This window comes from Micromonospora coxensis (genome assembly GCF_900090295.1).
GTDB lineage: Bacteria > Actinomycetota > Actinomycetes > Mycobacteriales > Micromonosporaceae > Micromonospora > Micromonospora coxensis.
In genome coordinates this window covers 6,094,718-6,117,275 of record NZ_LT607753.1, presented here as the reverse complement: position 1 = coordinate 6,117,275, position 22,558 = coordinate 6,094,718, and the positions used below count along the sequence as shown (strand labels likewise).

Below are 22,558 nucleotides of genomic sequence, written 5' to 3'. Positions count from 1 at the left end.
GGAGGGCAGAGATGACGGGAGCGAGGATATCCGTGACGCCGGGTTCGAAATAAGGTTCACCCATGCAACAGCGACCGCTCGGCCGAAGCGGGCTGGCGGTTTCCCGGCTCGCGCTCGGCACCATGACCTGGGGTCGGGACACCGACGCCGACGACGCGGCCGCCCAGCTGAAGAGTTTCCTCGACGCGGGCGGCAACCTGGTCGACACCGCCGACGTCTTCGGCGACGGCGACGCCGAGTCGGTGCTCGGCTCGCTGCTGGGCGCTCTCGTCCCCCGTGACGAGGTGCTCATCGCCACCAAGGCGGGCCTGCGGCCGGGCAGTGGACGACGGCGCGACGGCTCCCGGGGCCACCTGCTGCGCACCCTCGACGCGTCGCTGCGCCGGCTGGGCACCGACCACGTCGACCTGTGGCAGGTGCACGGGTACGACCCGGACACCCCGCTGGAGGAGACCCTGGCCGCGCTGGACCACGCGGTGGCCAGCGGCCGGGTCCGCTACGTCGGCGTGTCGAACTTCTCCGGCTGGCAGACCGCCCGCGCCGCCGCCTGGCAGGCCGCCTGGCCGGGGCGGGCCCCGGTGGTCGCCGCGCAGGTGGAGTACTCGCTGCTGGAGCGGGGCGTGGAGCGGGAGGTGCTGCCGGCCTGCGCGGCGCTCGGGCTGGGCGTGCTGCCCTGGTCGCCGCTGGGCCGGGGGGTGCTCACCGGCAAGTACCGCAACGGCCGGCCTGCCGACTCCCGGGCCGCCTCGGCGCACTTCGAGCGCTTCGTCACCACCTACCTCGAACCGCGCTGCTCCAGCATCGTGGAGGCGGTCGCCATCGCGGCCGGCGGGCTCGGCGTGTCACCGCTGGAGGTGGCGCTGGCCTGGATCCGGGACCGGCCCGGGGTGACCGCGCCGATCCTGGGCGCGCGCACGGTGGGTCAACTGCTCGGCGCGCTCCAGGTGGAGCGGATGACCCTGCCGGAGGAGATCACCACCGCGCTGGACGACGTCTCCGCCGTGCCGGTCGGCTACCCCGAGCGGGACGGCTGAGCGCTCACCGGTCCCCGGGCCGCTTGCCGGGGACGCCCTCCAGCGCCTGCAGGAAGCGGTTCTGGTCGTCCCGGGTGGTCGGGTTCACCACGTGGATCCAGGAGCCGTCGTCGAAGACGATCGTCGCCGGGAACTGCAACAGGCGGGTGGGGCCGTAGTCGAAGTCGACGCGGGCCAGGCGACGCCGCTCGACGCTCCACAGCAGCCGGGGCCGGCGCTCGTCCGGCTGGCCCGGGGCGGGACGCTCCGGCAGCTCCAGCACGTGCAGGTGGGTGTCGGTGACCGCGACCGGGGTGTCGGTGAACCGGGCCAGGAACAGCAGCATGCCGCCGGCGAGGCTGGTCAGGTCGCCGCTGAACGCGTACCGGTAGTGGAAGGTGAACTCGGCGAGCTGGTCGGCGAGCGGCTGGTAGGCGTCGAAGCCGAACAGGGCCCGGAACGCCTCCTGCTCCGGGGTGAGCGGCAGCGGCCGCCTCGGCGGCACGAGCTGCCCGTCCCGCGCCTGCCCGGCGTCCGCGCCGCCCGCCACCACCGCCTTGGCGGGCAGGGTGAGCACACCGGCGGCGATCCGCACCGGGGTGATCACCGCGTCCACCCAGGCGACCGGGTTGACGATGTTCAGCAGCCCGTACAGCACCCGGGGGTCGAACGAGTCGGCCAGGGCGTCGCCCACCTGGTCGGCGAACTGCGCGCCCATCTTGTGGTACTCGTCGCCGTAGAAGCCGAACTGGCTGACGTAGCGGACCTGCTGGCCGGGCACCAGGGGCGCCACCAGCAGCCGCTCGGGCTCGTCGGTGCCACGGAACTCCTCGCGCAGCTCCCGGGCCTTGTCGCGGACGCTGCGCGCCTGGCCCACCACCGAGCCGGTCAGCCGGGTGATCCGGTTCCACGCTCCGGTCATGTCGTCCCCTCCGTCATGACGACCGCCTGCGCACCGGCGGCCGGACCCGGTCGGCGGTCCGAGGACATTGTGGCCGACCCGGTCGAGCCGGACCCACCGCCCGGCGCGCCGTGCTCGGGTCAGCGCCCGCCGCGCCCTTGTCCGCCCGCTGCGGTGGAGCGGCCCGTCGCCGACCCACCGATCGACCACTCGGCTGGTCCGGCGGCCGTCCCGTGGTCGAGATGGCAGTGGGTCGCCTGTACGGCCGGGCCGCCGGGACGGCCCGGGCGGCTACCGGCCCGCCGGTTGCTCCGCGGGCGGCTGCCCGAAGACGTTCTGGTCGATCCAGTCGGCCCCGTCCTGCACGGCCTCCTGCACCTGGTCGCCGACCTGTTCGGAGCCGGGCACGGACAGCCCGGTGGCGATCGCGACGGTGCCCCAGGTGACGCCGTGGATGACGGTGTTGGGGATGTTCCACGACAGGTTCGCCGCCCAGTCCCGGGCGATGATCTTGCCGCCGTCGACGAGGCCGTTGTTGCGCAGCGCGCCCATCCGGTCGAACATGCCCATGTCGAACGGCGAGCCGGACTTGCCGAGCTTGAAGGTGCCCTGCGCCGGGTCGGTGATCTTGTGGTACCACTTGTCCGCCTTGCCGGCGGCGGCCCGCTTGTCGGCGTACTTCTGGCCCTTCATCAGGGCCTTCTGCTTGTCGGCGAGCTTGTTCAGGTGCCGGCCCAGCTTCTGCAGCTGGGTGATGATCTTCTCCAGCTTGAGGATGATCCGCTCCAGCAGCCGGACCACCTTCGGCAGGTGGGTCGCCAGCGGCCGGATGGCCTTCACCGCCCGGGCCAGGGTGATCATGAAGCGGGTGGCGGTGACCGCCATGCCGGTGGCCCAGGACGCGCCGGCCGTGAACGGCGCCATCAGCAGCGCGGTGATCAGGGTGACCAGCAGGAAGTTGACGAACTCGACGCAGATGTCGACCAGCACGTCGTGGGTGACCTGCAACCCGTCGGCGACACCCCGGAGGTACTCCGCGGTGGCGGTGAACTGGTCGGCCACGTCCAGCAGCTGCTGCTCGGTCTCGGCGAGGCGCTGCCCGTAGGCGTCGCCCGCCGGTGAGCGCCAGCCGGAGCGCTCGGCCTCACGGACGCTGCGGTGGTCGAGCGCGATCTCGCGTACCCGGGCGGCGACCGCGTCCCACTGCGTCGCGTGCGCCCGCAGCACCTCGGGGTCGCCGTCGACCATGTCGACCAGCTGGATCAGCGGCCAGGCGAGGGTACGGCAGACACTGTCGACCGCCTTGTCCACCGTGGACAACGCACCGTCGATGTTGTTCCACAGCTCGACGGCGCTGCCCGCGGGCCCGCTCACCGGCCCAGCCCCGAGCGGATCGCCGTGAAGCCGGCGTCGATCTGCTGCTCGTTGCGCTCGTACGAGTCGGCCGTGGCCCCCAGCGAGGTCGCCACCCGGCCGAAGGCGTCCTGCCCGGCACGGAACATCTCCATGCCGCCGCGCACCTGCTCGGCGTACTTGTCGCGCAGCATGTCGCTGGCGAAGGGCAGGTGGCCGAAGGCGCCGGGGGGCACCTCCGCGGCGCCCGCGATGGCGGTGTGCAGCCCGCCCAGTCCCGCGGCCGCGTCGGCCGCGGCGCCCTGCAGGCGACGGACCGTCGCCACGTCCACTTCGATGTCCGGCATCGCCGCTTCCCCCTGTCAGTCGGCGCAGTGACGATACGATCCACCGGCCGTCGGCCGCCACCCCGGTCGACGCCAGGAACGGGGAGGACCGAGGGATGACCGATCCAGCATCCGCTTTCGACGCGCTCGCCGGCCGGCTGGCCGCCATCGAGCAGCAGTTCGCCGGCCTGCAGGACGATCTGGCCGCCTTCCGTGCCACCGGGACCGACGACAGCGGCCTGGTCACGGTGACGGTCGACGTGTCCGGCGAGCTGACCGACGTGACGTTCGAGCCGGTCGCCCTGCGCGCCGGCAGCCAGGGACTGTCCGAGATGGTCCTGGAGGCGTACCGCAGGGCGCGGACCGCGGCGACGGAGCAGATCCGGGAACGCACCGAAGGGCTCGGCGTGAAGCTGGGGTCGAGCCTGGGCGACCTGTTCGGCGCGCCCGGCGACTTCTCCGCGCTCGGCCGTCTCGACGAGACGATGGGCCGGCTGGAGCGGTTGGAGCGCCGCCTGCCGGGGCAGTCGGCATGACCTCGCCGGGCTGGCCGGAGATCGTGGCGCGGCTGCACGACACCCTGGTCCGCTGCGACCGCGACACCGACCTCGAACTCGCCGCCGGGGCCCGCCGCCTGCACCTGACGGTGCGGCGGGCGACCGTCCGGGGGACCTGCCCGCCGCACGACGCGCGGCAGTTGGCCGACCTCGGCTGGCAGGCCGCGCCGGACGGCGGCGCCTTCTGGTACGAGACGCCGCGCACGCCCGAGGCGCTGCACTGGTGGAGCGGCTTCGCCTGCCGTACCGCCGCCGCCGTGCTGACCGCCGACACCGCCGCGCTGACCTGCCGGGTCCTGCCGGCGGGCGCGACGGCCACCGACCCCGGCGCGGCCACCTCGGTCGCGGGGCACCACGCGAGCGACGCCACGCCGGACGGCGGCGACACCGTGCTGGACAGCGGAGACACCGTGCCGGACGGCGGCGGGGTGGACCGGACGGCCGGCGGGGCGGATCGGACAGCCGGCGGGGCGGATCGGACAGCCGGCGGACGGCACCGGGCGGACGACGAGCCGGGGCCGGATCCCGGCCCCCCGGCGGGCCGGACGGCCACCGTCGACGCCACCGGCCTGCTCGCCGACGCGGCGGCCCGGCACGACCTGCGCGGCTACCTGGGCGTGCTGCTCACCGGCGGGGTCTGCGTGCCGCTGGCCGACGAGCCGACGCCCGAGCGGGAGTTCCCGTGGACCGTCGTCCTGGGCGCGGGCGGAGAGCCGCTGCTGCCGGTCTTCACCTCGCCGGAGACGCTCGTCGCGTTCGTCGGCCCCGGGGTGCCGTTCGTCGCGACACCCGCCACCGACCTGCTGGCCGACTGGCCGGACCGGAGCTGGGGGCTGACCGTCGACCCGGGTGCCCCACACGGGCTGACGCTCAGCGCGCCGGCGCTGGGCGCGCTGCTGGCCGCCAACGACGTCGCCGGCCTCGCCGCATCGGACGGCGCGCCGGTGCCGGCCGGGACCGCGTCCGGCTCCGGCGCCGCTGCTCACCCGCCGGAGCCGTCCGGACAGGGGCGCTAGCCGGGTCCCGGTCCCGGTCCCGGTCGCAATTTCCCCCGGCCGCGCCGGTCGGCGGGGCGGCCCCGAGGGGCGACAGGACCTCGCCGACCGACGGCCGGATGCACGGCGTGCGGCAGGGCGGCGGGCGTCGCCCTGCCTCGGCGGGGCGCGGCGCTCACGCCCGATCGGCGGACGCGACGCCAGGTCCCGCCGACCGCCTCGCCCATGGCCGTGCCGATGCCGGGCACGGCCATGGGGCGAGGTGATTCCCCGCCGAGCCGTGCACGCCTGAGAGGCGACGCCTCCGCCACGCCGTACGCCCTCGGACGAGGCGTCTTCCGGCGGAGCCCTGCGCCGGCCGTGCGCCGACGCGTGCCCGCCGGAGCCGTACCCGCCCGGGCCGAGGCGCTCTGCCGGAGCCGTACCCACGCCCGGGCCGAGGCGTGCCCGCCGGAGCGGGCCGCGCGAATCTGCGTCGGATCGGCGCAAAGACGCGCGCAGCGGGCCCATGTCGACCCATCCCCCTTTACTGACCGTCGGGCACCCATAATTCGATCAACCCGGCAGGCTTTGATCTGCCCCGAAAGCCGACGGTGAGCCACACAGCGGCACTCGCGGGGCATTTATCTCTTCCTTTTCCGGGCAGCCGTCACCGATATCGGAATACGGACCAGCCGCACGTCAGGGTTATGACAGAAATGAATATTGAGAGCCATTGTTCGCGGTGCTCTACTGAGTGCGGCGCGAGCAAGCTCGCCGCGTCGTCCCTCTCAATTCGGTGGAGGAAACCGTGGACCGTAAGACCGACGTCAAGCGCAAGCCGGCCAAGGTCGTCGTGCGCAAGCTGGAGAAGCTCGAGACCACCGCGGCGATCATCGACCCGGGCTGCCGCAACGACCTCTGCGGCTGATCACGTTCCCCGACCGGGGCGCGGCGCGCCGCGCCCCGGTCACCCATCGCGGAGGAGGTCACCGATGCTGCGCCCCCGGATCAAGGGCATCCACAAACCCGTACGGCTGAGCCCGACGCTGATCAGCATCGGCGGTCGGCAGATGGGCATCGGGGCGGAGATCGACGACGAGGACGGCTCGCTCTGGGCGCTGCTGGGCCTGATGGACGGCACCCGCACCCGCGCGGAGATCGTCGCCGCGATGCTCGCCCGACACCCCGGGATGGAGCCGGAGGAGGCGGACGACGCGCTGCGCACGATCGTCGACGCCGGGTACGTGGAGGACGCCGCCGCCCCCGTGCCACCCGCGCTGAGCCCGGCCGAGGTCGAGCGCTACGACCGGGCGCTGACCTACTACGCCTGGGTCGACCTGACCCCCCGCCCGTCCCGGTACGAGGTGCAGGCCCGGCTGAAGGCCAGCGACGTCGTGGTCGTCGGGCTGGGCGGCACCGGCTCGGCCGTCGCCTCGTCCCTGGTCGCCGCCGGTGTCGGCACGGTGCACTGCGTCGACTTCGACCGTGTCGAGCCGGGCAACCTGACCCGGCAGCTGCTCTACACCGAGGACGACGTGGGCCGGCCGAAGCTCGACGTGGCCGTGCGGCGGTTGGCCCGGATGAACGCGCACGTGACGGTCACCGGCGCGGAGACCCGGGTCGACTCCGTCGAGTCGGTGGCCGCGCTGATGGCCGGGCGGGACCTGCTGGTGCTCTGCGCCGACCAGCCGCTGCACGCCATCCGGGACTGGACGAACCGGGCCGCGCTGGCGACCGGCACCCCCTGGATGATCGCCCAGTACGCCGGGCCGATGGCGGTGGTCGGGCTCTTCGTGCCCGGGCAGACCTGCTGCCAGGCCTGCCTGCCCAGCGTCAACGACCGGCTGCGGGAGCACTACGGCGCCGAGCCGGAGGAGCTGTTCCCGTTCACCGGCCACGCGGTGATCGCCCCGACGGCCAACCTGACCGGTCACCTGGCCGCGCTGGACGCGGTCTACCACCTCGGCGGCATCCCCACCACGAGCCGGGGGCGGATGTTCCACCTGAGCCTGACCGACCTGACCTACCACTACGTGGTGAACCCGCGCCCGGGGCACACCTGCGGCACCTGCGGCTGGACCGAGGAGGAGGCGTGAGCGGGCTCGGGCTCGACAGCCGGCCCCGGGTCGGCAACCTGGTCGTGCGGCAGGAGGACGAGGACGAGTACGTGGTGGGCGACCCCGCCACCGGCACCTTCGTCGTCGTACCCGAGGTGGGGGCCCGGCTGGTCGCGCTCTTCGCCGCCGGCCGCTCGGTGGCCGAGGCCGCCGACGAGGTGGAACGCCAGACCGGCGAGCCGGTCGACGCCCTGGACTTCGTCGAGGTGCTCGTCGAGGCGGGCGTCATCGACGGCCGTCCGGAGGACGCCGCCGCAGCGGCCGCGCCGGCCCGGTACTGGTCGGTGTCGCGGATCCCCGCCCGCCTGGTCCGCCCGCTGTTCGGCCGGGTGGCCTGGACCGGGTACGTCGCCGCCCTGCTGGCCACGCTGGTGATGTTCGCCGCCGAGCCGTCCCTGCTGCCCCACTACGAGGACACCTTCATCTTCCCGGACGTGGTGCTGAGCCTGCTGATCACCAACGTGGTGGTGGTCGTCCTGACGATCGTGCACGAGGTGTGGCACGCCCTGGCCGGGGCGGCCGTCGGGGTGCCGTCGCGGCTGCGGGTGGAGCGGCGGGGCATCTTCCCGGTGCTGGAGACCGACCTGACCGGGTTGTGGGCGCTGCCGCCGGAGCGGCGGTACGGGCCGTTCCTGGCCGGCATGGCCATCGACTCGGTGCTGCTCTTCGCCGCCGTCGCACCCCGTTTCGCCTGGTCGCGCGGCTGGATCGATCTGCCGCCGGAGCTGGTCCGGTTCCTCGCCATGGTGGTGTTCAGCCAGGCGGTCAAGCTGGCCTTCCAGACGCTGGCGTACCTGCGCACCGACATGTACCTGGTGATGGCGACCGCCACCGGCTGCCGGAACCTGCACCAGGTGACCCGACTGTCCCTCAAACGTCGGATACGGCGGCTCAGCGCCGAGGAGAACACCATTCTGCGGCACGCGCACGACACCGATCTACGGGTGTCGCGCTGGTACCGGTTGCTCTACCTCGCCGGCCTGATCTGGATGATCTGGTTCGCGATCCACTTTCTGTGGCCGAGCGCGAAAGTCACATTCGGCTGGGCGGCCGGAGTACTCATCGGCGCACCCCTCGCCAGCGCGTACTGGTGGGAGGGCATAGCGCTACTCGTATTCGCCTCCTTCAACGTCCTGCTGCCGCTCGGCGTGATCGTGCGCAATCGTCGCCGGACGAGAAAGGCGTTGGCATGAAACGCCGATGGCTCGGCACGGTGGTCAGCGCCGTCGTCACCGTGCTCAGCGTCGCCACCATGTCGAGTCTCGGCGTGGGGGTGCTCCTCGGTCTGACCGACGACACCGCCGCGCTCCCCTGCGACCGGGTGCCCGGCACCGCGCAGCCGTTCGAGGGCGAGCGGCACATCCCGTACGAGGGCGCGCCGCACGAGCCGTACCGGACGGTGCCGCCCACCTCGGGGCCGCACTCCCCCCGGGTGGTCGTCCCGGGGATCTACCGGGACCCGGTGCCGGCGGAGTTGCAGGTGCACGTGCTGGAGCACGGGCACGTGCTGGTGCAGTACGCCCCGGACGTCCCGGCCGCCGACGTGGAGGCGCTGGAGCGTCTCGGCCGGCGCCACCCCCGGGACGTGGTGGTCGCGCCGTACCCGCCCCTCGGGCGGGGCATCGGGCTCACCGGCTGGCAGCGGCTGCACCGGCTCGACCGGCTCGACGAGCGGGCGGTCGAGGAGTTCGTCACGGCGGTGGCGGGGCGCTACGACCACGGCTGGCAGGACGGGGCCACCGACTGCGTGTCGTCGTGAGCCCGGCGCGCCTCACAGCCGCTTGCGCATCTGCACCGAGGTGACCTGGTAGCCCTCCTGCTCGTAGAGGGCGCGGGCGCCGGTGTTGTGGCCGAACACGTTCAACGCGATCGAGACCACCCCCCGGTCCCGGCAGAACCGCTCGGCGGCCCGCATCACCGCCCGCCCGTAGCCGCGCCGGCGTGCCTGCTCGTGGACCTCGATGTCGTAGACGAAGGCGTGCGGGCCGTCGGAGCGCTGCGCGACGTGTAGCCAGAGCAGGCCCACGTCGGCGCCGTCGTCACCGTCGAGGACCCGCCAGAGGTGGTGCCCGGGCGTGGCCGGCCCGTCGGGCAGCAGCCGGGCGTGGTCCTCGCGCGCCTTGCGGCGGGCCTCGGGCCGGGGCAGCGTGCCGCTGGCGGCGATGCTGTCGGCGTAGTCGTCCTCGGCCCGCTCGCGGTAGTCGAGGTACTGCGCGTCGGTCATCGACTCCAACCGGACGGTCACCATGCCCGTACCCTAGGCGACGGTCCGGACGGCGGGCCGCCTGCGGGGACGAACCGGACACGCCGCCGGGGTCCGGCCCCCGAACAGCGGCGCGGGTCACTCACCGGGGGTGGCGAAGCGCCGCCGGGCTGGGCAGCATGGGTCACATGGACTACGAGTACGCGCCGCTGCGGTTGCCGCCGAACGTCGACCGGTTGACCGCCGCGGCGCAGCTGGCGATCCAGGCGGAGTTCTCCGGATGGGAACTGGCCCGGGTGCGGCTGTTCCGGGACGGTACGCGGCAGGTCGTGCTGCGCCGTCGCCGGGTCGCCCAGCCGCAGCCGGGCCTCTCCTACTGAGCGGGTCACGCCGACCGGCGTCACCCGCCCCGCGTCCCCGGACCCGGACCGGACGGCCGGGCCCCGGGGACGGCGTGGGCTAGTGCCGGTGCCCGGCGTGGTCGTGCCCGGCGTGATCGTGCTCGTCCTCTTCCTCGTCGAGGAAGGGGTGCTCGTCGAGCCGCCCCACCAGGCGGTCGTCGGCGGCCGGCTGGAACGGGCCCACCGGGTCGTCGTCGTCGAAGGACTCCAGGTCGACCGGGGTGCCCACCTCGCTGACCATCACCACGCCGTCGAGCGGCTCCAGCTCCGGCACGTCCAGCGCGCTCAGCGAGCCGTCGCCGCTCTGCAACAGCTCCAGCACCGCCTCGCCGACCCCCTCGACCGGCGCCGGCTCGTCCTGCTCGGGCGTGCCCTCGCGGCGGGCCGCCTCGGCGACCCGGATCAGCGCGGAGACGCTCGGCACCCGGTAGTCGCGGCGCTGGCGCACCGAGATCACCTGTGGGTGCGGGTCGGTGGCCGGGGCCCCCTCGCCGCCGCCGAACCGCTCGTCGGCCTCGTCCGGGTCGATCGACTCGACGTCCCAGGGGGTGACCTCGCCGAACGCGTCGAGCAGCTGCTCGTCGTAGGCGTAGGAGGCGTTGTTCAACGCCACGTACGCCTGCCAGACGTCGTCGTCGTCGATCCGGCCCTGGGCCGCGCGCACGGCCGCCAGGTGGGCCCGGGCGGCGTCGATCACGCGCTCGAGGGCGGCGTCGAGCTCACCGTGCTGGTCGGTCATGAGGCGATCCCTTCGGAAAATGGGGCAGGTCGTGACACCGGACGAGGTCAGCAGGCGCGCAGGAACCGGTCCAGGACCCGCACGCCGAACTGTAGCCCGTCCACCGGTACCCGCTCGTCGATGCCGTGGAACAGGGCGGAGAAGTTGAGGTCGGCCGGCAGCCGCAGCGGGGAGAAGCCGAAGCAGCGGATGCCGAGCTGGGAGAAGGCCTTCGCGTCGGTGCCGCCGGAGAGCATGTAGGGCACCGGCCGGGCCCCCGGGTCCTCCGCGCGCAGCGCCGCGGACATCGCCTCGACCAGGTCACCGTCGAAGGTGGTCTCCAGGGCCGGCTGGCGCTGGATGTACTCGATCTCGATGTCCGGGCCGACCAGCTCGCGCAACTGGCGCTCCAGCATCTCCGACTGCCCGGGCAGGCTGCGGCAGTCGATGGTGGCGGTGGCCCGCCCGGGGATGACGTTGTCCTTGTACCCGGCGGCGAGCCGGGTCGGGTTGGCGGTGCTGCGGATGGTCGCGCCGATGATGTTGGCGATCGGGCCGAGCTTGGCGATCGCGGTCTCCGGGTCGTCCGGGTCCAACTCCACGCCGAGCACGTCGGAGACCTCCTGGAGGAAGGCCCGCACGGTCGGGGTGACGGTGACCGGGAACTTGTGCCGCCCCACCCGGGCGACCGCCTCGGCCAGCGCGGTGACCGCGTTGTCGTCGTGGACGAACGAGCCGTGCCCGGGGCGGCCCTTGGCGTGCAGGCGCAGCCAGTCCAGCCCCTTCTCGGCCGTCTCGATCAGGTAGAGCCGCTGCGACTCGTTGATCGAGTAGGAGAAGCCGCCGACCTCGCCGATCGCCTCGGTGCAGCCGTCGAAGAGCTCCCGGTGCCGCTGCACCAGGAAGTGCGCGCCGTAGTCGCTGCCCGCCTCCTCGTCGGCGGTGTAGGCCAGCACGATGTCGCGCGGCGGGCGGACCCCGGTGCGCTGCCAGTGCCGCACCACGGCCAGCACCATCGCGTCGAAGTCCTTCATGTCGATCGCGCCCCGGCCCCACAGGTAGCCGTCGCGGACCTCGCCGGAGAACGGGTGCACCGACCACTCGTCGGCGTCGGCCGGCACCACGTCGAGGTGGCCGTGCACCAGCAGGGCGTCACGGCCCGGGTCGGCGCCGGCGATCCGGGCGACCACGTTGGCCCGTCCCGGCGCAGACTCGTGGATCCGGGCGTCGAGGCCGACCTCGGCCAGCTTCTCCGCGACGTACTCGGCCGCGCGGCGCTCCCCGGCGCTGGTGGCGTTGTCACCGGTGTTGGTGGTGTCGATGCGCAGCAGGTCACGGCAGAGTTCCACGACCTCGTCGGTGGGGTCGGGTCGGGTGGAGGCGGCGTCGGCAGTCACCGCCTCTTTCTACCAGCCGGCCGGCCCGCCTCGGCGGCCCGGACGCCGTCGCCCGCCGCGTCGCCGGGCCGGGACCGCGCGCCCGGCCCGGCGCGTTTCGCGATCACGGGGTACGGGTACCGCGTCGGCGTCCCCGCACCGCCCGTCGCGCCGGCCGTCCCCCAACGCCCCGGCCGCCCGCCGAGGAGGGCACCATGTCCGTTCCCCTGCCCCCGCTGCCGCCCGCCGCCGACGACGCCTACCGGCCCGGCGGCCGCAGCGTGGCCGACCTCGCCGACACCGAGCACCGGCAACTGCTCGGCCTCGCCGGCCGCCTCGACGACCCGGAGCTGGACGGCGAGCGGCGCCGGGAGGTCGTCGAGGTGCTGACCGCCGCGGTCTCGCGTCACCTCTCCGCCGAGGAGCAGTACCTGCTGCCGGCCGTACGGTCGGCGCTGCCCGAGGCCGCCGACCGGGTCGAGGAGGTGCTCGCGGCGGACGCCGCGCTGCTGACCGCGCTGAAGGCGCTCACCGGCCCGCAGGACGACACGCTGGCCGAGGTGGTCCAGCGGGTACGCCGCCACGTCGACGAGGTGCGGACGCTGACCGCGCGGCTGCGCGAGGTGACCTCCGACGCCGAGCTGATCCGGCTGGGCAACCGCTGGGAGATCGCCGAGGAGGCCGCCCCGACCCGTCCGCACCCCGGCACCCCGGCGAGCCCGCCCTGGAACCGGGTGGTCGAACCGGCGTTGGGCGTGGTGGACAAGGTGCGCGACGCGGTCACCGGGCGGCGCACGTACCTGGCCGATCTCCGGCGCGACTTGAGGGAATGACGTACGCCGATCCGTTCGGGGCCTTCCCCCGGCCGGTGCGTGGTCCTACCGTCACCTTATGAACCTGGAGCTGCGGCACCTGCGGGTGGTCTGCGCGATCGCCGAGACGGGGAGCGTGACCAAGGCGGCATCCACCCTCGGCCTGGCACAACCGGCCCTGACCGCGCAGCTCCAGCGCATCGAACGCACACTCGGTGGGCCGCTGTTCGAACGGGACCGGCGCGGGGCGCGTCCCACCGCGCTCGGCGAGCTGGTGCTGGCCCGGGCGCGGGTGCTGCTGCCGGCGATGAAAGGGCTGCAGGACGAGGCGGCCCGGCTGGCCGGGCAGGACGGCACCCTCGGGCGGTACCGCTTCGGCGGGGTGAACAGTCCGATCCTCGGGCGGCTGGTGCACCGGCTCACCGCCGAGCAGCCCCAGGCGCAGCTCACCACGTACGCCTCCTGGTCCGCCGACGAGCTGGCCTCGCTGGTGGCCGGCGGGCGGCTGGACTTCGCGTTGACCGGCGTCTGCGGCGACGCCGCCCCGCCGACCGAGTTCGGCCTCAGCTGGCGGGAGGTGGCGGTCGACCCGGTGCTGGTGCTGCTGCCCGAGTCCCATCCGATGGCCGACCGGGACGAGGTCGGCCTGGCCGACCTGCGCCGCGAGCAGTGGGTGGCCGCGCCCGGCGACGGCTGCTTCGGCGACTGCTTCGCCGCCGCCTGCGCCCGCGCCGGGTTCACCCCGCGCAAGGTGTACGAGACCGACGTGCGCGGCTGCATGGACCTGGTGGACGCCGGGGAGGCGGTGGCGCTCTGCCAGGCCACCTTCCGCCCGGTGGCCGGCCTGGTGACCCGCCGGCTGGCGGGCACGCCGCTGCGCTGGCGGCTGCTGCTCGGCTGGCACCCCGACTCCCCCGCCGCCCGGGTCGCCGAGTCGGTGCTGGAGCACGCGGTCGCCGCGTACACCGACTCCCTGGCCGCACACCCCGACTACCTGGCCTGGCTGCTGCGACACCCGGACTTCGGCGCCCGGACGACCCCCGCCCACCCGGGGGTGCGAACGGCGTGACGACGGGTATCAGGCCGGTATGACCGATCTCGACCCCGTCGCCGACCAGCGGGAGCTGCTGCGTCAGGCCGCCGCCGCCCACACCGCCGCCGCTCGTGACGTGGAGGCGTTCCTGCGCCGGCTGCCGGACGTGCCCGACCCGGCCGACGTCACCGAGTACGCCACCCTGCTCAGCCGGGAGGAGCGCACCCTGGCCGACCGGCAGAGCGCCGCCGACGCCGCCGGCCTGCAACTGCCCAGCCTGGAGCCCTGAGCGCTGCGCGCCCGACGCCGGGCGCGCACGGACGGCGCCCGCGGACCGCACCGGTCCGCGGGCGCCGCGTGGTACCCGGGTCAGCGTTCGACGAGGACGTCGTGGCCCAGGTCGAGCAGGGAGTGCCGCCACTGGTCGTCGGCGTTGCCGCCGCGCGGCTTCTCCGCGGTCAGCGCCCGGATGCGCTCGATCGCCTCCCGCATTACCTCGATGTCCTCCGGGGTCAGGTCGACCTTGCGCTTGCTGAGCACCCGCAGGATCTGCCGGCCGGGCTCGGGCAGGTCGAGATCCGGGTTCGGCCCGAACGACTCCTCCCCGGAGCCCCGGGTCAGCAGCCACTGCCGCAACTGCTCGGAGGGGACGTTCACCTCGGCGTGGAAGTCGTCCCAGATCACCTCGACCTCGGGGTCGAGTCGCTTCTCGCGTACCATCACGCCTCCTCTTCCGGGCGCCCGGACGGCACCGGGTCCCCGTCGTCGGTCTGCTGCTTGAGGCCCTCCGGCGGCACCTGGACCCGGGCCGGGTTCGCCGTCGGAGGCGCGAGGATCGGTTCGGTGCGCTCGGTGCTCTCCCTGGTCTCCTCCGGTTCGGTCATCTCGTCCGCCCTCCGGGTCATCGTGGGTGGGACGTGGTGGCCGCGGTGTAGCCACGGTCACCGGCGGCCACCTCGAAGGCGAGCTGGCCGTCACGCGCGTCGACGGTGACCTTCTGGCCGGGTGAGATCTCGTTCTCCAGCAGCATCCGGGAGAGCCGGTTGTCCACCTCGCGCTGGATCACCCGGCGCAGCGGGCGGGCCCCGAACTCCGGCTGGTAGCCGTGCTCGGCGAGCCAGTCGACACCGGCCGTGGTGAAGTCGACCTCGACGTCCTGGGCGTGCAGCCGGCGGCGGGTCTCCTCCAGCAGCAGCCCGGTGATCTGACGCAGCTGCTCGGCCTCCAGCCGGCGGAAGATGATCGTCTCGTCGATCCGGTTGAGGAACTCGGGGCGGAAGGTCTCCTGGAGTCGGCGCATCAGCCGCTCACGCAGCTCGTCGGTCTCCGCCGTCCCGCCGGGCTCGCCCGCGCCGAAGCCCACCGCGCGCTGGGTGCCGGTGATCAGCTCCGCGCCCAGGTTGCTCGTCATGATGAGCACGGTGTTCTTGAAGTTGACCGTGCGCCCCTGCCCGTCGGTGAGCCGGCCGTCGTCGAGCACCTGGAGCAGGATGTTGAACACGTCCGGGTGGGCCTTCTCGATCTCGTCGAGCAGCACCACCGCGTACGGGCGGCGGCGCACCGCCTCGGTGAGCTGACCGGCCTCCTCGTACCCGACGTAGCCGGGAGGCGCACCGACCAGCCGGGCCACCGTGTGCCGCTCCTGGAACTCGCTCATGTCCACCCGGACCATCCGGTCGGCCTCGCCGAAGAGCGCCTCGGCCAGCGCCCGGGCCAGCTCCGTCTTGCCGACGCCGGTGGGGCCGAGGAAGAGGAAGCTGCCCATCGGCCGCTCCGGGTCGGCCAACCCGGTGCGGGACCGGCGCACCGCCTCGGCGACCGCGGTGACCGCGTCGTCCTGCCCGACGACCTTCGCGTGCAGCTGGCCCTCCAGGCGCAGCAGCCGGTCCCGCTCCTCCTCGGTGAGCTGGCTGACCGGGATGCCGGTGGCCCGCGACACCACCTCGGCGATCTCCTGTGTGCCGACCGACGGGACGTGGTTGCCGCCCTCCCCGTCGCCCTGGGCCCGGCGGATCTGCGCCTCGATCTCGGCGATCCGGTCGCGCAGCGCGGACGCCTTCTCGTACTGCTCGTCGGCGACGGCCTGCTCCTTGTCCCGGCGCACCTCGTCGAGCTGCTGCTCCAGCTCCCGCACGTCCGAGGCGGGGGTGCGGGTCCGCAGCCGCACCCGCGCGCCGGCCTGGTCGATCAGGTCGATCGCCTTGTCCGGCAGGAACCGGTCGGTGACGTACCGGTCGGAGAGCTCGGCGGCGGCGACCAGCGCCTCGTCGGTGAAGCGGACCTGGTGGTGCGCCTCGTACCGGTCGCGCAGGCCGCGCAGGATGGCCACGGTGTCCTCGACGGTGGGCTCGGGCACCAGCACCGGCTGGAAGCGCCGGGCCAGCGCCGCGTCCTTCTCGATGCTGCGCCGGTACTCGTCCAACGTGGTCGCGCCGATCACCCGCAGCTCGCCACGGGCCAGGGCCGGCTTGAGCATGTTCGAGGCGTCCATGCCGCCCTCGCTGCCGGCGCCGCCCGCGCCGACCAGGGTGTGGATCTCGTCCAGGAAGATGATCAGCTCGTCCCGGTGGGCCCGGATCTCGTCGATCACCTTCTTCAGGCGTTCCTCGAAGTCGCCCCGGTACCGAGTGCCGGCGACCAGCCCGGCCAGGTCGAGCTGCACCACCCGCTTGCCGAGCAGCGTCTGCGGCACGTCGCCGTCGCAGATCCGCTCGGCCAGCCCTTCGACGATGGCGGTCTTGCCGACACCCGCCTCACCGATGAGCACCGGGTTGTTCTTGGTGCGCCGGGACAGGATCTCCACCGCCTGCTCGATCTCGTCGGCCCGGCCGATCACCGGGTCGATCTGGTCGTTGCGGGCCAGGTCGGTGAGGTCCTGGCCGTACTGGTCGAGGGTGGGCGTGCCCCGGTCCGGCTTCGGGCCGGGCATCGGGCCGCGCTCGGCGCTGGCCGCCTGCAACGACTCGGGCTGGATCCGGCCGGCGGCGAGCATCCGGCCGGCCGGTGACTCCGGGTTGAGCGGCAGCGCCATCAGGATGTGTTCGGGGCCGATGTAGTTCGCCCCCATCGCGCGGGAGAGCTGGTGGGCGTCGAGCAGCGCCCGCTTCGCCGCCGGGGTGAGCGAGAGGTTCGGCGGCACCTCGCCCCGGGGCGCGCCCTCACCCCGGCCGCCGAGGGCGTTGACCAGGGCGTCCGGGTCGGCGCCGGCCCGGCGTACCAGGTCGCGCAGCGGCTCGCGCTGCAACGCCGCCCAGAGCAGGTGGTCGGTGTCCAGGTCGTTGCTGTGCTTCTCGGCGGCTCGGCGGGCCGCGTCGGCCAGCATCTCCCGGGCGTCGGCGGTCATCAGCCGGGTGATGTCGACCCGGTGGGCCGGTCGGCGTCCGCCCTCTCCCCGGCCGAAGTACCGGGCCAGGAACTCGTCCCACGGGTCGGAGCCGAAGTCACCGGGTCCCATCATCTCTGTCCTCCGCAGTCGGGCGCGGCACGGTCGCCGGAGCGACACCGCGGGCGCGGCACGGTCGCCGGTGGCTACCCGACGGCCGACGCGGCAAACGCCACCGGGTGGCAGGCTGGGGCCATGGAGAACCGCCCCCTGCTGATCGTCGACGGCGCCAACGTGGTCGGTTCCCGGCCCGACGGATGGTGGCGGGACCGGGCCGGCGCGGCGGCCCGGCTACGCGACGCGCTGGCCCCGCTGGCCGCGGCGGGCCTGCCGCCCGAGCTGCCGCCACCGGTGGAGGTGGTGCTGGTGGTGGAGGGGGCGGCCCGGGAGGTCCCCGGGACCGCCGAGGTACGCACCGTCGCCGCGCCCGCCTCCGGCGACGACACGATCGTCGCGCTGGTCCGCGACGCCCCGGACCGCCGCCGCCTGGTGGTCACCGCCGACCGCGAGCTGCGTACCCGGGTCACCGCCCTCGGCGCGGAGGTGCACGGCCCGCGCTGGCTCCCCCGCCCCTGAACCTGTGCCCGTCCGCGCCGGCTCCCGCCGCCGAAGCCTTGGTCCCGTCGGCGGGACCGGGTGGGGCCCGGGCGGGACCGGCGATTGCGGCAGGTGGCGGGTTCGCGCACGTCGGGGCGGGAAACGGGCAGCCGGGCAGGGACACCCACCGGGCGGATGTTCTCCACCGCCCGGGTATACGTTGTAATGGACGTCTCCCCGCCCCCAGGAGGTCATCGTGGCGAGCGTCGCCGAGCTGAAGGCAGCCATCGAGGTCGCCCTCCAACAGATCGGGGACGGTCAGACAGCGGTGCAGGCGGCCGGCGAGAAGCTCTCCGAGGCGCAGCAGACCCTGGCCGGGGCCCTGGAGGGCAGCGGGCACGAGACCGTGGAGGCCGCCCAGGCCTCGCTGACCCAGGCCGGGCAGGAGCTGGAGGAATGCCTCGCCGCGACCCTGGTCGCGGTGGAGCAGGCGCAGCTCTACGTCTCGACGCTCTGAGCGGCCGCCGTGTCCATCGTGGAGGACGTCGGGGCGCAGGTGCGCGCCGCCGCGGAGGAGTTCCCCCTCGCCCAGCTCGCCCTGGCGCTGGAGAAGTTCGGCCAGGCCACCGAGCGGCTGCGCTGGGTCCGGCAGGAGTCGGCCAACCCGATGGGGGTGCCGGAGCTGTCCGCCGCCGTCGAGCACGCCGAGGCCGCCGGGCACGCGCTGCGGGTGGCCCAGGAGCAGCTCACCGCGTACCTGGCGGCGATCGGGCTCGCCCCCGACGGGGCGCCCCCGCCACCGGCCACCGGCCGGGCTCCGAAGCACGACGCGCCGCGCGAGGACGGGCCGCCGGCGGCCGCGCCGGCCGACGAGCCGGCCGCCGACCCGACGGTCGAGCGCTGGTGGTCGGTCCGGGTGGCCGAGCTGACCGGCGGGACGGAGGGCCCACCGGACGAGCCGGACGAGCGGGTCGCCGACTCCCGGGAGCTGCTGCGCCGGGTGGCGGGCGGCGTCCGCTCCGGCGACCGGGACCGGCTGCACCGGGAGCTGCGCCGCGCGCACGCCGACGTCGGCCTCGGCATGGCCGCCCTCGCCCCGCCCCTGCTGCGCGACCTGGCCGGGGAGCTGCTGGGACATCCGCCCCGCGCCGACGACCTGGGCCGGCTGCGCGGCGAACTCGACGGCCGGGTGCGTGACCTGCTGCCCGGTCTGCCGCCGCCGGTGCTGGACACCCTGCTCACCCGGATCTGCCGGATGCCCCCGCCGCGCCGGGGCGCGGGCGAGGAGCAGCCGCACGCCGCCGACCCCGCCGTGACGGCCGGGGTGGCGACCGCCGTGCTGCTGGCCCGGCTGGGCCGGGACCTGCCTCCCGCCGACGGGCCCGACCCGCGCCGGCAGCCGGCGCCCGACGGCGGACGCCGTGGCTGACCTGCGCGGGCAGCTCGTCTCCCGGGTACGCGGGATGCTCTCCGAGGCACTCGGCGCCACCCGTGCCCGGGTGGCCGCCGCCGAGACGGAGCTGACCGGCGCCCGGGAGCGGCTGGCCCGGACGCGACGGGCCGCCGCCGCCGTGCCGCAGCGGGTCGCCGCGGAGCGGGACCGGCGGTTGGCCGAGATCGACGACCGGCACGCCGCGCGGATCGGCGAGCTGGCCCGCCGCACGGCCGCCGCCGCGCTGCGGGAGGCCCCGGGCGCGGCGTCCGCGCCCTGGCCGCAGTGGCACGCGACGCCGGCCGCGCGGGGCGAGCCGATCGGCCCGGTACGGGTGGGCACGCTGCGCGTCCCCGGCGCGGAACCGGTGCCGGCGCTGGTGCCGCTGCTGGACGCCGGGCACGTGCACCTGGCCGGGGCCGACCGGCACGGTGGTGACGCCGTGGTGTCCGCGCTGCTGCTGCGCGGCGTCGGCCGGGCCGACCCCGGCGCGGTGCGGCTCTACGGGTACGACCCGGAGCACCTGGGCGGCGGGCTGGCCGGGTTCGCCCCGCTCGGCACCGCCGGACTGCTCACCTTCGTCGGCCCGGGCGGCCTGGGCCGGCTCCTGGACGACCTGGTCGAGCAGATCCGCCGGATCAACGAGACCGTGCTCGCCGGCGAGTACGCCTCGCTGCGCGAGCTGGCCGCGGCGACCGGCCGCCGGCCGGAGCCGTGGCGGGTGGCGGTGCTGCTCGGCGGGGACGAGCCGTCCCGGCACGAGCGCGGCCAACTCGACCGGGTGCTGCGCACCGGGGCGGCCTGCGGGGTGCACCTGGTGGTCCGGGGCATCGACCTGCCGGACGACGCGACGCTGACCCGGATCACCGCCGAGAAGGGCGAGGCCCGGGTGGGCGGCCCGAGCGGCCTGCCGGTACGCCTCGACCCGCCGCCGCCGGCCACCCTGGTCACCGAGACCTGCCGGGAGATCGCCTCCCGGGTCAACGCCGGTCCCCCGCCGACCCCCTTCACCGACCTGCTGCCCCCGCCCGAGCAGATGTGGAAGGAGGACTCGGCGCACGGGCTCACCGCCCCGATCGGTGAGGGCCCGCACGGCCGGCCGGTCCTGCTGACCCTGGGCGACTACCCGCCGCACGCGCTGATCGGCGGCCCGTCCGGCACCGGCAAGACCAATCTGATCTTCGCCTGGATCGGCGCGCTGGCCGCCCGGTACTCCCCCGCCGAGCTGGAGTTCTACCTGCTCGACTTCAAGGAGGGGGTGTCCTTCGCCCGGTTCGCGCAGGGCCGGCGCGACCCGAGCTGGCTGCCGCACATGCGGCTGGTCGGCATCAACGTCAACACCGACCGGGAGTTCGGGCTGGCGCTGCTGCGCTTCCTCGCCGAGGAGCTGCGCCGCCGCGCCGACGCGGCGAAGAAGCACGAGGTCACCAAGCTCGCCGAGCTGCGGGCGGTGGACCCGACCGGGCACTGGCCCCGGATCGTGGCGGTGGTGGACGAGTTCCAGGCCCTGCTGGCCGGCCGGGACGTGGTGGCCCGGGAGGCCGCCGACCTGTTGGAGGACCTGGCCCGGCGGGGCCGCTCGCAGGGCATCCACCTGGTGCTCGCCTCGCAGGACGTACGCGGCATCGAGGCGCTGTGGGGGCGCCCGGCGCTGGTCGCCCAGTTCACCCTGCGGATCGCGCTGCCGAAGGCGCTGCGGATCCTGGCCGAGCGCAACGACGCCGCGCAGGCGCTGCCGAAGTACCACGCGGTGGTCAACGCCGAGTCCGGGATGACCGAGGGCAACCAGGTGGCGCGGATCCCGTCGGCCGGCGACTGGGAGACGTGGAGCGAGTTGCAGCACCGGCTGTGGCGGATGCGCCCGGCCGACGCCGCCCCGGCCCGGCTCTTCGACGGCGACGCGGTCCCCCGGCTGGCCGACGCGCCGGACTTCCGCGCGCTGGCCCCGCCGGCCGGGGACGCCGCGCCCCGCAACCCGGTGGCGCTGCTCGGGGAGATCATCGACGTGCAGGCCCGCTCGGCGGCGCTGCGGCTGCCCCGGGCGCCCGGACGCAACCTGGCGGTGCTCGGCACCCGGGTCGACGAGGCGTGCGCGGTGCTCGACGCCGCGGCCCGCTCGCTGGCCCGGCAGCACCGGCCCGGCGCCGCCCGGTTCTCCATCGCCTGCCTCGACCCGGACGCCGACCCGGCGGCCCGCGCCCTGTACGAGGACCTGGCCGACGACGCCGCCTGGTACGACGAGGAGACGGTGCCGGAGCTGATGGCCGAGACGGTCGAGGCGCTGGCCCGGCCGGGCACCCCGGCCACCCCGCACTACCTGCTGCTGTTCGCCGTCGACGCGGCGGCCGGTGCGCTGTCGACGTCGGTCGGCGGGCGTAGCGGGCTGGACCGGCTGCGCCGCATCCTGCACGACGGTCCGGAGCGGCGTACCCACGTGCTGGCCTGGTGGCGCGGGGTGGCCCGGATGCGGGCCGACCTGGGCGGTCCGGCGGCACGCACCGACCAGATCGGGGCGTGGGTGGCGCTGGACGTGCAGGGCGGTGAGCTGGGCTCGGCGCTGTACCCGGGCACCGGGGGGCCGGACTGGTACCCCCGGCCGTGGCGCGGGCTCTTCTTCGACCGCGCGGTGCACCGCACCGGACAGGTGATCATCCCTTATGGTCCGTCCCGATGAACGAACCGGTCGCCAGTGACACGTACGCCGCCCACGTCCGCCGCCTCGCCGAGCTGACCGGCCGGGTCCGGGCCCAGCGCGCCGAGGCGCAGGCGTGGCACGACCAGCAGTGCGCCGCCGCCGACCGGGCGGTGGCCGAGGCCGCCGAGCAGCTGCGCCGGGCCGAGGCGGAGGTGGCGGAGGCGCGGGCCATGGTGGACCGGGTGGACGCCGAGGTGGGCCACCTCTGGGCGGAGCTGCGCGGCCGGGTGGGGCTGGGCGCCCGCCGGCTGGGGCCGCCGCCGGGGCCGGCGCGGGACGCCGGCGGGGACCCGGTGGCGTCGCTGCGCGGGGTACGGGACCTGTTGGACCGGGCCGGGCAGCCGGGTGAGCTGCCGGGCTCGGCGAACCCGCTGCTGGCGCTCTGCGGGGTGGCCGGCGCGCTGCTCGCGTACGCGCTGGGGGCCGGCGCCCGCGCGCTGGGGGTGCGCTACGGCGGCGACCTGGCGGCGGGGATGCCGGTGCTGGCGCTGGTGGTGACGCTGCTCGGCCCGCTGGTGGGCCTGGCCCCGGCGAAGCGGCTGGCGGACCGGCGACACGCGCTGCTCGGCCCGCGGCCGGCGGCGATCGTGCTGATCGCCGGGTTGGCGACCACCGTGGCGCTGCTGGTCGCGACCCGCTGACCCCCGCCCCCTTCGGTCGCACCGGTCGGCGGCGTGCCCGGCCCGGTCCCCCTGCCCGGTCCGCCCGGTAGGAGCGGGCCGAGC

Annotated in this window: 24 protein-coding genes; 15 read left to right on the top strand and 9 right to left on the bottom strand. The window is 75.0% G+C overall.

The genetic code is table 11. The features are described from left to right. Positions 1 to 62 precede the first annotated feature (62 nt). Positions 63 to 1,034: an aldo/keto reductase gene (locus GA0070614_RS27905; RefSeq protein WP_088978742.1), complete on the top strand. Its 972-nt coding sequence runs from the start codon at positions 63 to 65 to the stop codon at positions 1,032 to 1,034. A gap of 4 nt (positions 1,035 to 1,038) precedes the next feature. Here GA0070614_RS27905 and GA0070614_RS27900 read toward each other — a convergent pair whose 3' ends face one another. The 3 genes from GA0070614_RS27900 to GA0070614_RS27890 form a co-directional block, all read right to left on the bottom strand. Next, positions 1,039 to 1,935 carry a hypothetical protein gene (locus GA0070614_RS27900; RefSeq protein WP_088978741.1) on the bottom strand — a complete coding sequence of 299 codons (897 nt, stop codon included), beginning with the start codon at positions 1,933 to 1,935 and terminating at the stop codon, positions 1,039 to 1,041. Between the two features lie 270 nt (positions 1,936 to 2,205). Next, a complete protein-coding gene (locus GA0070614_RS27895) occupies positions 2,206 to 3,288 on the bottom strand; it encodes a WXG100 family type VII secretion target (RefSeq protein ID WP_088978740.1) in 1,083 nt (360 codons plus the stop codon). Further along, positions 3,285 to 3,614, bottom strand: coding sequence for a hypothetical protein (locus GA0070614_RS27890; protein ID WP_088978739.1), 330 nt, complete (start codon positions 3,612 to 3,614; stop codon positions 3,285 to 3,287). The genes GA0070614_RS27895 and GA0070614_RS27890 overlap by 4 nt, the downstream gene beginning before the upstream one ends. 95 nt (positions 3,615 to 3,709) lie before the next feature. On the opposite strand from GA0070614_RS27890, the gene GA0070614_RS27885 reads away from it, so the two are divergent. From GA0070614_RS27885 to GA0070614_RS27865, 5 genes are all read left to right on the top strand, one after another. Then, positions 3,710 to 4,129: a YbaB/EbfC family nucleoid-associated protein gene (locus tag GA0070614_RS27885; protein WP_088978738.1), complete on the top strand. Its 420-nt coding sequence runs from the start codon at positions 3,710 to 3,712 to the stop codon at positions 4,127 to 4,129. After that, positions 4,126 to 5,166, top strand: a complete 1,041-nt coding sequence (locus GA0070614_RS27880) for an SseB family protein (protein WP_088978737.1) — start codon at positions 4,126 to 4,128, stop codon at positions 5,164 to 5,166. Before GA0070614_RS27885 ends, GA0070614_RS27880 begins: the two co-directional genes overlap by 4 nt. Positions 5,167 to 6,119: 953 nt before the next feature. Further along, positions 6,120 to 7,223: a HesA/MoeB/ThiF family protein gene (locus GA0070614_RS27875; protein ID WP_157745104.1), complete on the top strand. Its 1,104-nt coding sequence runs from the start codon at positions 6,120 to 6,122 to the stop codon at positions 7,221 to 7,223. After that, complete coding sequence (locus GA0070614_RS27870) at positions 7,220 to 8,437, top strand: hypothetical protein (RefSeq protein WP_088978735.1); 1,218 nt, start codon at positions 7,220 to 7,222, stop codon at positions 8,435 to 8,437. The genes GA0070614_RS27875 and GA0070614_RS27870 overlap by 4 nt, the downstream gene beginning before the upstream one ends. Next, complete coding sequence (locus GA0070614_RS27865; protein ID WP_088978734.1) at positions 8,434 to 9,003, top strand: DUF3105 domain-containing protein; 570 nt, start codon at positions 8,434 to 8,436, stop codon at positions 9,001 to 9,003. The genes GA0070614_RS27870 and GA0070614_RS27865 overlap by 4 nt, the downstream gene beginning before the upstream one ends. A gap of 12 nt (positions 9,004 to 9,015) precedes the next feature. Here the strand turns inward: GA0070614_RS27865 and GA0070614_RS27860 are convergent, their stop codons facing one another. Further along, the gene (locus tag GA0070614_RS27860) at positions 9,016 to 9,492 is read right to left on the bottom strand and encodes a GNAT family N-acetyltransferase (protein WP_088978733.1); all 477 of its coding nucleotides are present in this window, start codon (positions 9,490 to 9,492) and stop codon (positions 9,016 to 9,018) included. A gap of 143 nt (positions 9,493 to 9,635) precedes the next feature. Between GA0070614_RS27860 and GA0070614_RS27855 the strand changes: the two genes are divergently transcribed. Then, positions 9,636 to 9,827, top strand: a complete 192-nt coding sequence (locus GA0070614_RS27855; protein ID WP_088978732.1) for a DUF5703 family protein — start codon at positions 9,636 to 9,638, stop codon at positions 9,825 to 9,827. A 79-nt stretch (positions 9,828 to 9,906) separates the two neighbouring features. Here GA0070614_RS27855 and GA0070614_RS27850 read toward each other — a convergent pair whose 3' ends face one another. Next, on the bottom strand, positions 9,907 to 10,587 hold the full coding sequence (locus tag GA0070614_RS27850) for a hypothetical protein (protein WP_088978731.1): 681 nt from the start codon (positions 10,585 to 10,587) through the stop codon (positions 9,907 to 9,909). 47 nt (positions 10,588 to 10,634) lie between these two features. Next, entirely contained in the window at positions 10,635 to 11,963 is a 1,329-nt protein-coding gene (locus tag GA0070614_RS27845; RefSeq protein WP_088978730.1) for a M20/M25/M40 family metallo-hydrolase, read from the bottom strand. Between the two features lie 194 nt (positions 11,964 to 12,157). Here GA0070614_RS27845 and GA0070614_RS27840 point away from each other — a divergent pair, with 194 nt between their 5' ends. The 3 genes from GA0070614_RS27840 to GA0070614_RS27830 are packed head-to-tail and all read left to right on the top strand — an operon-like array spanning position 12,158 to position 14,076. Then, entirely contained in the window at positions 12,158 to 12,775 is a 618-nt protein-coding gene (locus tag GA0070614_RS27840; RefSeq protein ID WP_088978729.1) for a hemerythrin domain-containing protein, read from the top strand. Between the two features lie 58 nt (positions 12,776 to 12,833). Continuing rightward, positions 12,834 to 13,823: a LysR family transcriptional regulator gene (locus GA0070614_RS27835; protein ID WP_088978728.1), complete on the top strand. Its 990-nt coding sequence runs from the start codon at positions 12,834 to 12,836 to the stop codon at positions 13,821 to 13,823. A gap of 19 nt (positions 13,824 to 13,842) precedes the next feature. Next, positions 13,843 to 14,076 (top strand): hypothetical protein, encoded by a 234-nt coding sequence (locus tag GA0070614_RS27830; RefSeq protein ID WP_088978727.1) that lies wholly within the window; start codon positions 13,843 to 13,845, stop codon positions 14,074 to 14,076. Positions 14,077 to 14,156: 80 nt separating this feature from the next. On the opposite strand, the gene GA0070614_RS27825 is transcribed toward GA0070614_RS27830, so the two are convergent. The 3 genes from GA0070614_RS27825 to GA0070614_RS27820 are packed head-to-tail and all read right to left on the bottom strand — an operon-like array spanning position 14,157 to position 17,244. Beyond that, positions 14,157 to 14,507, bottom strand: a complete 351-nt coding sequence (locus tag GA0070614_RS27825; protein ID WP_088978726.1) for a DUF3140 domain-containing protein — start codon at positions 14,505 to 14,507, stop codon at positions 14,157 to 14,159. After that, complete coding sequence (locus GA0070614_RS30670) at positions 14,507 to 14,671, bottom strand: hypothetical protein (protein WP_172892519.1); 165 nt, start codon at positions 14,669 to 14,671, stop codon at positions 14,507 to 14,509. Before GA0070614_RS30670 ends, GA0070614_RS27825 begins: the two co-directional genes overlap by 1 nt. Before the next feature lie 17 nt (positions 14,672 to 14,688). Then, positions 14,689 to 17,244: an ATP-dependent Clp protease ATP-binding subunit gene (locus tag GA0070614_RS27820; RefSeq protein WP_088978725.1), complete on the bottom strand. Its 2,556-nt coding sequence runs from the start codon at positions 17,242 to 17,244 to the stop codon at positions 14,689 to 14,691. A 120-nt stretch (positions 17,245 to 17,364) separates the two neighbouring features. Between GA0070614_RS27820 and GA0070614_RS27815 the strand changes: the two genes are divergently transcribed. From GA0070614_RS27815 to GA0070614_RS27795, 5 genes are all read left to right on the top strand, one after another. Continuing rightward, positions 17,365 to 17,745 (top strand): hypothetical protein, encoded by a 381-nt coding sequence (locus GA0070614_RS27815; RefSeq protein WP_088978724.1) that lies wholly within the window; start codon positions 17,365 to 17,367, stop codon positions 17,743 to 17,745. 217 nt (positions 17,746 to 17,962) lie between these two features. Further along, positions 17,963 to 18,223, top strand: a complete 261-nt coding sequence (locus GA0070614_RS27810; protein ID WP_088978723.1) for a hypothetical protein — start codon at positions 17,963 to 17,965, stop codon at positions 18,221 to 18,223. 9 nt (positions 18,224 to 18,232) lie between these two features. After that, on the top strand, positions 18,233 to 19,135 hold the full coding sequence (locus tag GA0070614_RS27805; RefSeq protein ID WP_088978722.1) for a hypothetical protein: 903 nt from the start codon (positions 18,233 to 18,235) through the stop codon (positions 19,133 to 19,135). Next, complete coding sequence (locus GA0070614_RS27800; protein WP_088978721.1) at positions 19,128 to 21,812, top strand: FtsK/SpoIIIE domain-containing protein; 2,685 nt, start codon at positions 19,128 to 19,130, stop codon at positions 21,810 to 21,812. The genes GA0070614_RS27805 and GA0070614_RS27800 overlap by 8 nt, the downstream gene beginning before the upstream one ends. Beyond that, positions 21,809 to 22,474, top strand: coding sequence for a hypothetical protein (locus GA0070614_RS27795; RefSeq protein WP_088978720.1), 666 nt, complete (start codon positions 21,809 to 21,811; stop codon positions 22,472 to 22,474). Before GA0070614_RS27800 ends, GA0070614_RS27795 begins: the two co-directional genes overlap by 4 nt. The last annotated feature ends 84 nt before the right edge of the window (positions 22,475 to 22,558 follow it).

Coding starts and splice junctions, on each gene's coding strand:
- GA0070614_RS27900 (WP_088978741.1), bottom strand. CDS start 1,935: ATGACCGGAGCGTGGAACCGGATCACCCGGCTGACCGGCTCGGTGGTG.
- GA0070614_RS27835 (WP_088978728.1), top strand. CDS start 12,834: ATGAACCTGGAGCTGCGGCACCTGCGGGTGGTCTGCGCGATCGCCGAG.
- GA0070614_RS27905 (WP_088978742.1), top strand. CDS start 63: ATGCAACAGCGACCGCTCGGCCGAAGCGGGCTGGCGGTTTCCCGGCTC.
- GA0070614_RS27825 (WP_088978726.1), bottom strand. CDS start 14,507: ATGGTACGCGAGAAGCGACTCGACCCCGAGGTCGAGGTGATCTGGGAC.
- GA0070614_RS27865 (WP_088978734.1), top strand. CDS start 8,434: ATGAAACGCCGATGGCTCGGCACGGTGGTCAGCGCCGTCGTCACCGTG.
- GA0070614_RS27890 (WP_088978739.1), bottom strand. CDS start 3,614: ATGCCGGACATCGAAGTGGACGTGGCGACGGTCCGTCGCCTGCAGGGC.
- GA0070614_RS27795 (WP_088978720.1), top strand. CDS start 21,809: ATGAACGAACCGGTCGCCAGTGACACGTACGCCGCCCACGTCCGCCGC.
- GA0070614_RS27830 (WP_088978727.1), top strand. CDS start 13,843: ATGACCGATCTCGACCCCGTCGCCGACCAGCGGGAGCTGCTGCGTCAG.
- GA0070614_RS27880 (WP_088978737.1), top strand. CDS start 4,126: ATGACCTCGCCGGGCTGGCCGGAGATCGTGGCGCGGCTGCACGACACC.
- GA0070614_RS30670 (WP_172892519.1), bottom strand. CDS start 14,671: ATGACCGAACCGGAGGAGACCAGGGAGAGCACCGAGCGCACCGAACCG.
- GA0070614_RS27885 (WP_088978738.1), top strand. CDS start 3,710: ATGACCGATCCAGCATCCGCTTTCGACGCGCTCGCCGGCCGGCTGGCC.
- GA0070614_RS27840 (WP_088978729.1), top strand. CDS start 12,158: ATGTCCGTTCCCCTGCCCCCGCTGCCGCCCGCCGCCGACGACGCCTAC.
- GA0070614_RS27850 (WP_088978731.1), bottom strand. CDS start 10,587: ATGACCGACCAGCACGGTGAGCTCGACGCCGCCCTCGAGCGCGTGATC.
- GA0070614_RS27815 (WP_088978724.1), top strand. CDS start 17,365: ATGGAGAACCGCCCCCTGCTGATCGTCGACGGCGCCAACGTGGTCGGT.
- GA0070614_RS27875 (WP_157745104.1), top strand. CDS start 6,120: ATGCTGCGCCCCCGGATCAAGGGCATCCACAAACCCGTACGGCTGAGC.
- GA0070614_RS27855 (WP_088978732.1), top strand. CDS start 9,636: ATGGACTACGAGTACGCGCCGCTGCGGTTGCCGCCGAACGTCGACCGG.
- GA0070614_RS27820 (WP_088978725.1), bottom strand. CDS start 17,244: ATGATGGGACCCGGTGACTTCGGCTCCGACCCGTGGGACGAGTTCCTG.
- GA0070614_RS27860 (WP_088978733.1), bottom strand. CDS start 9,492: ATGGTGACCGTCCGGTTGGAGTCGATGACCGACGCGCAGTACCTCGAC.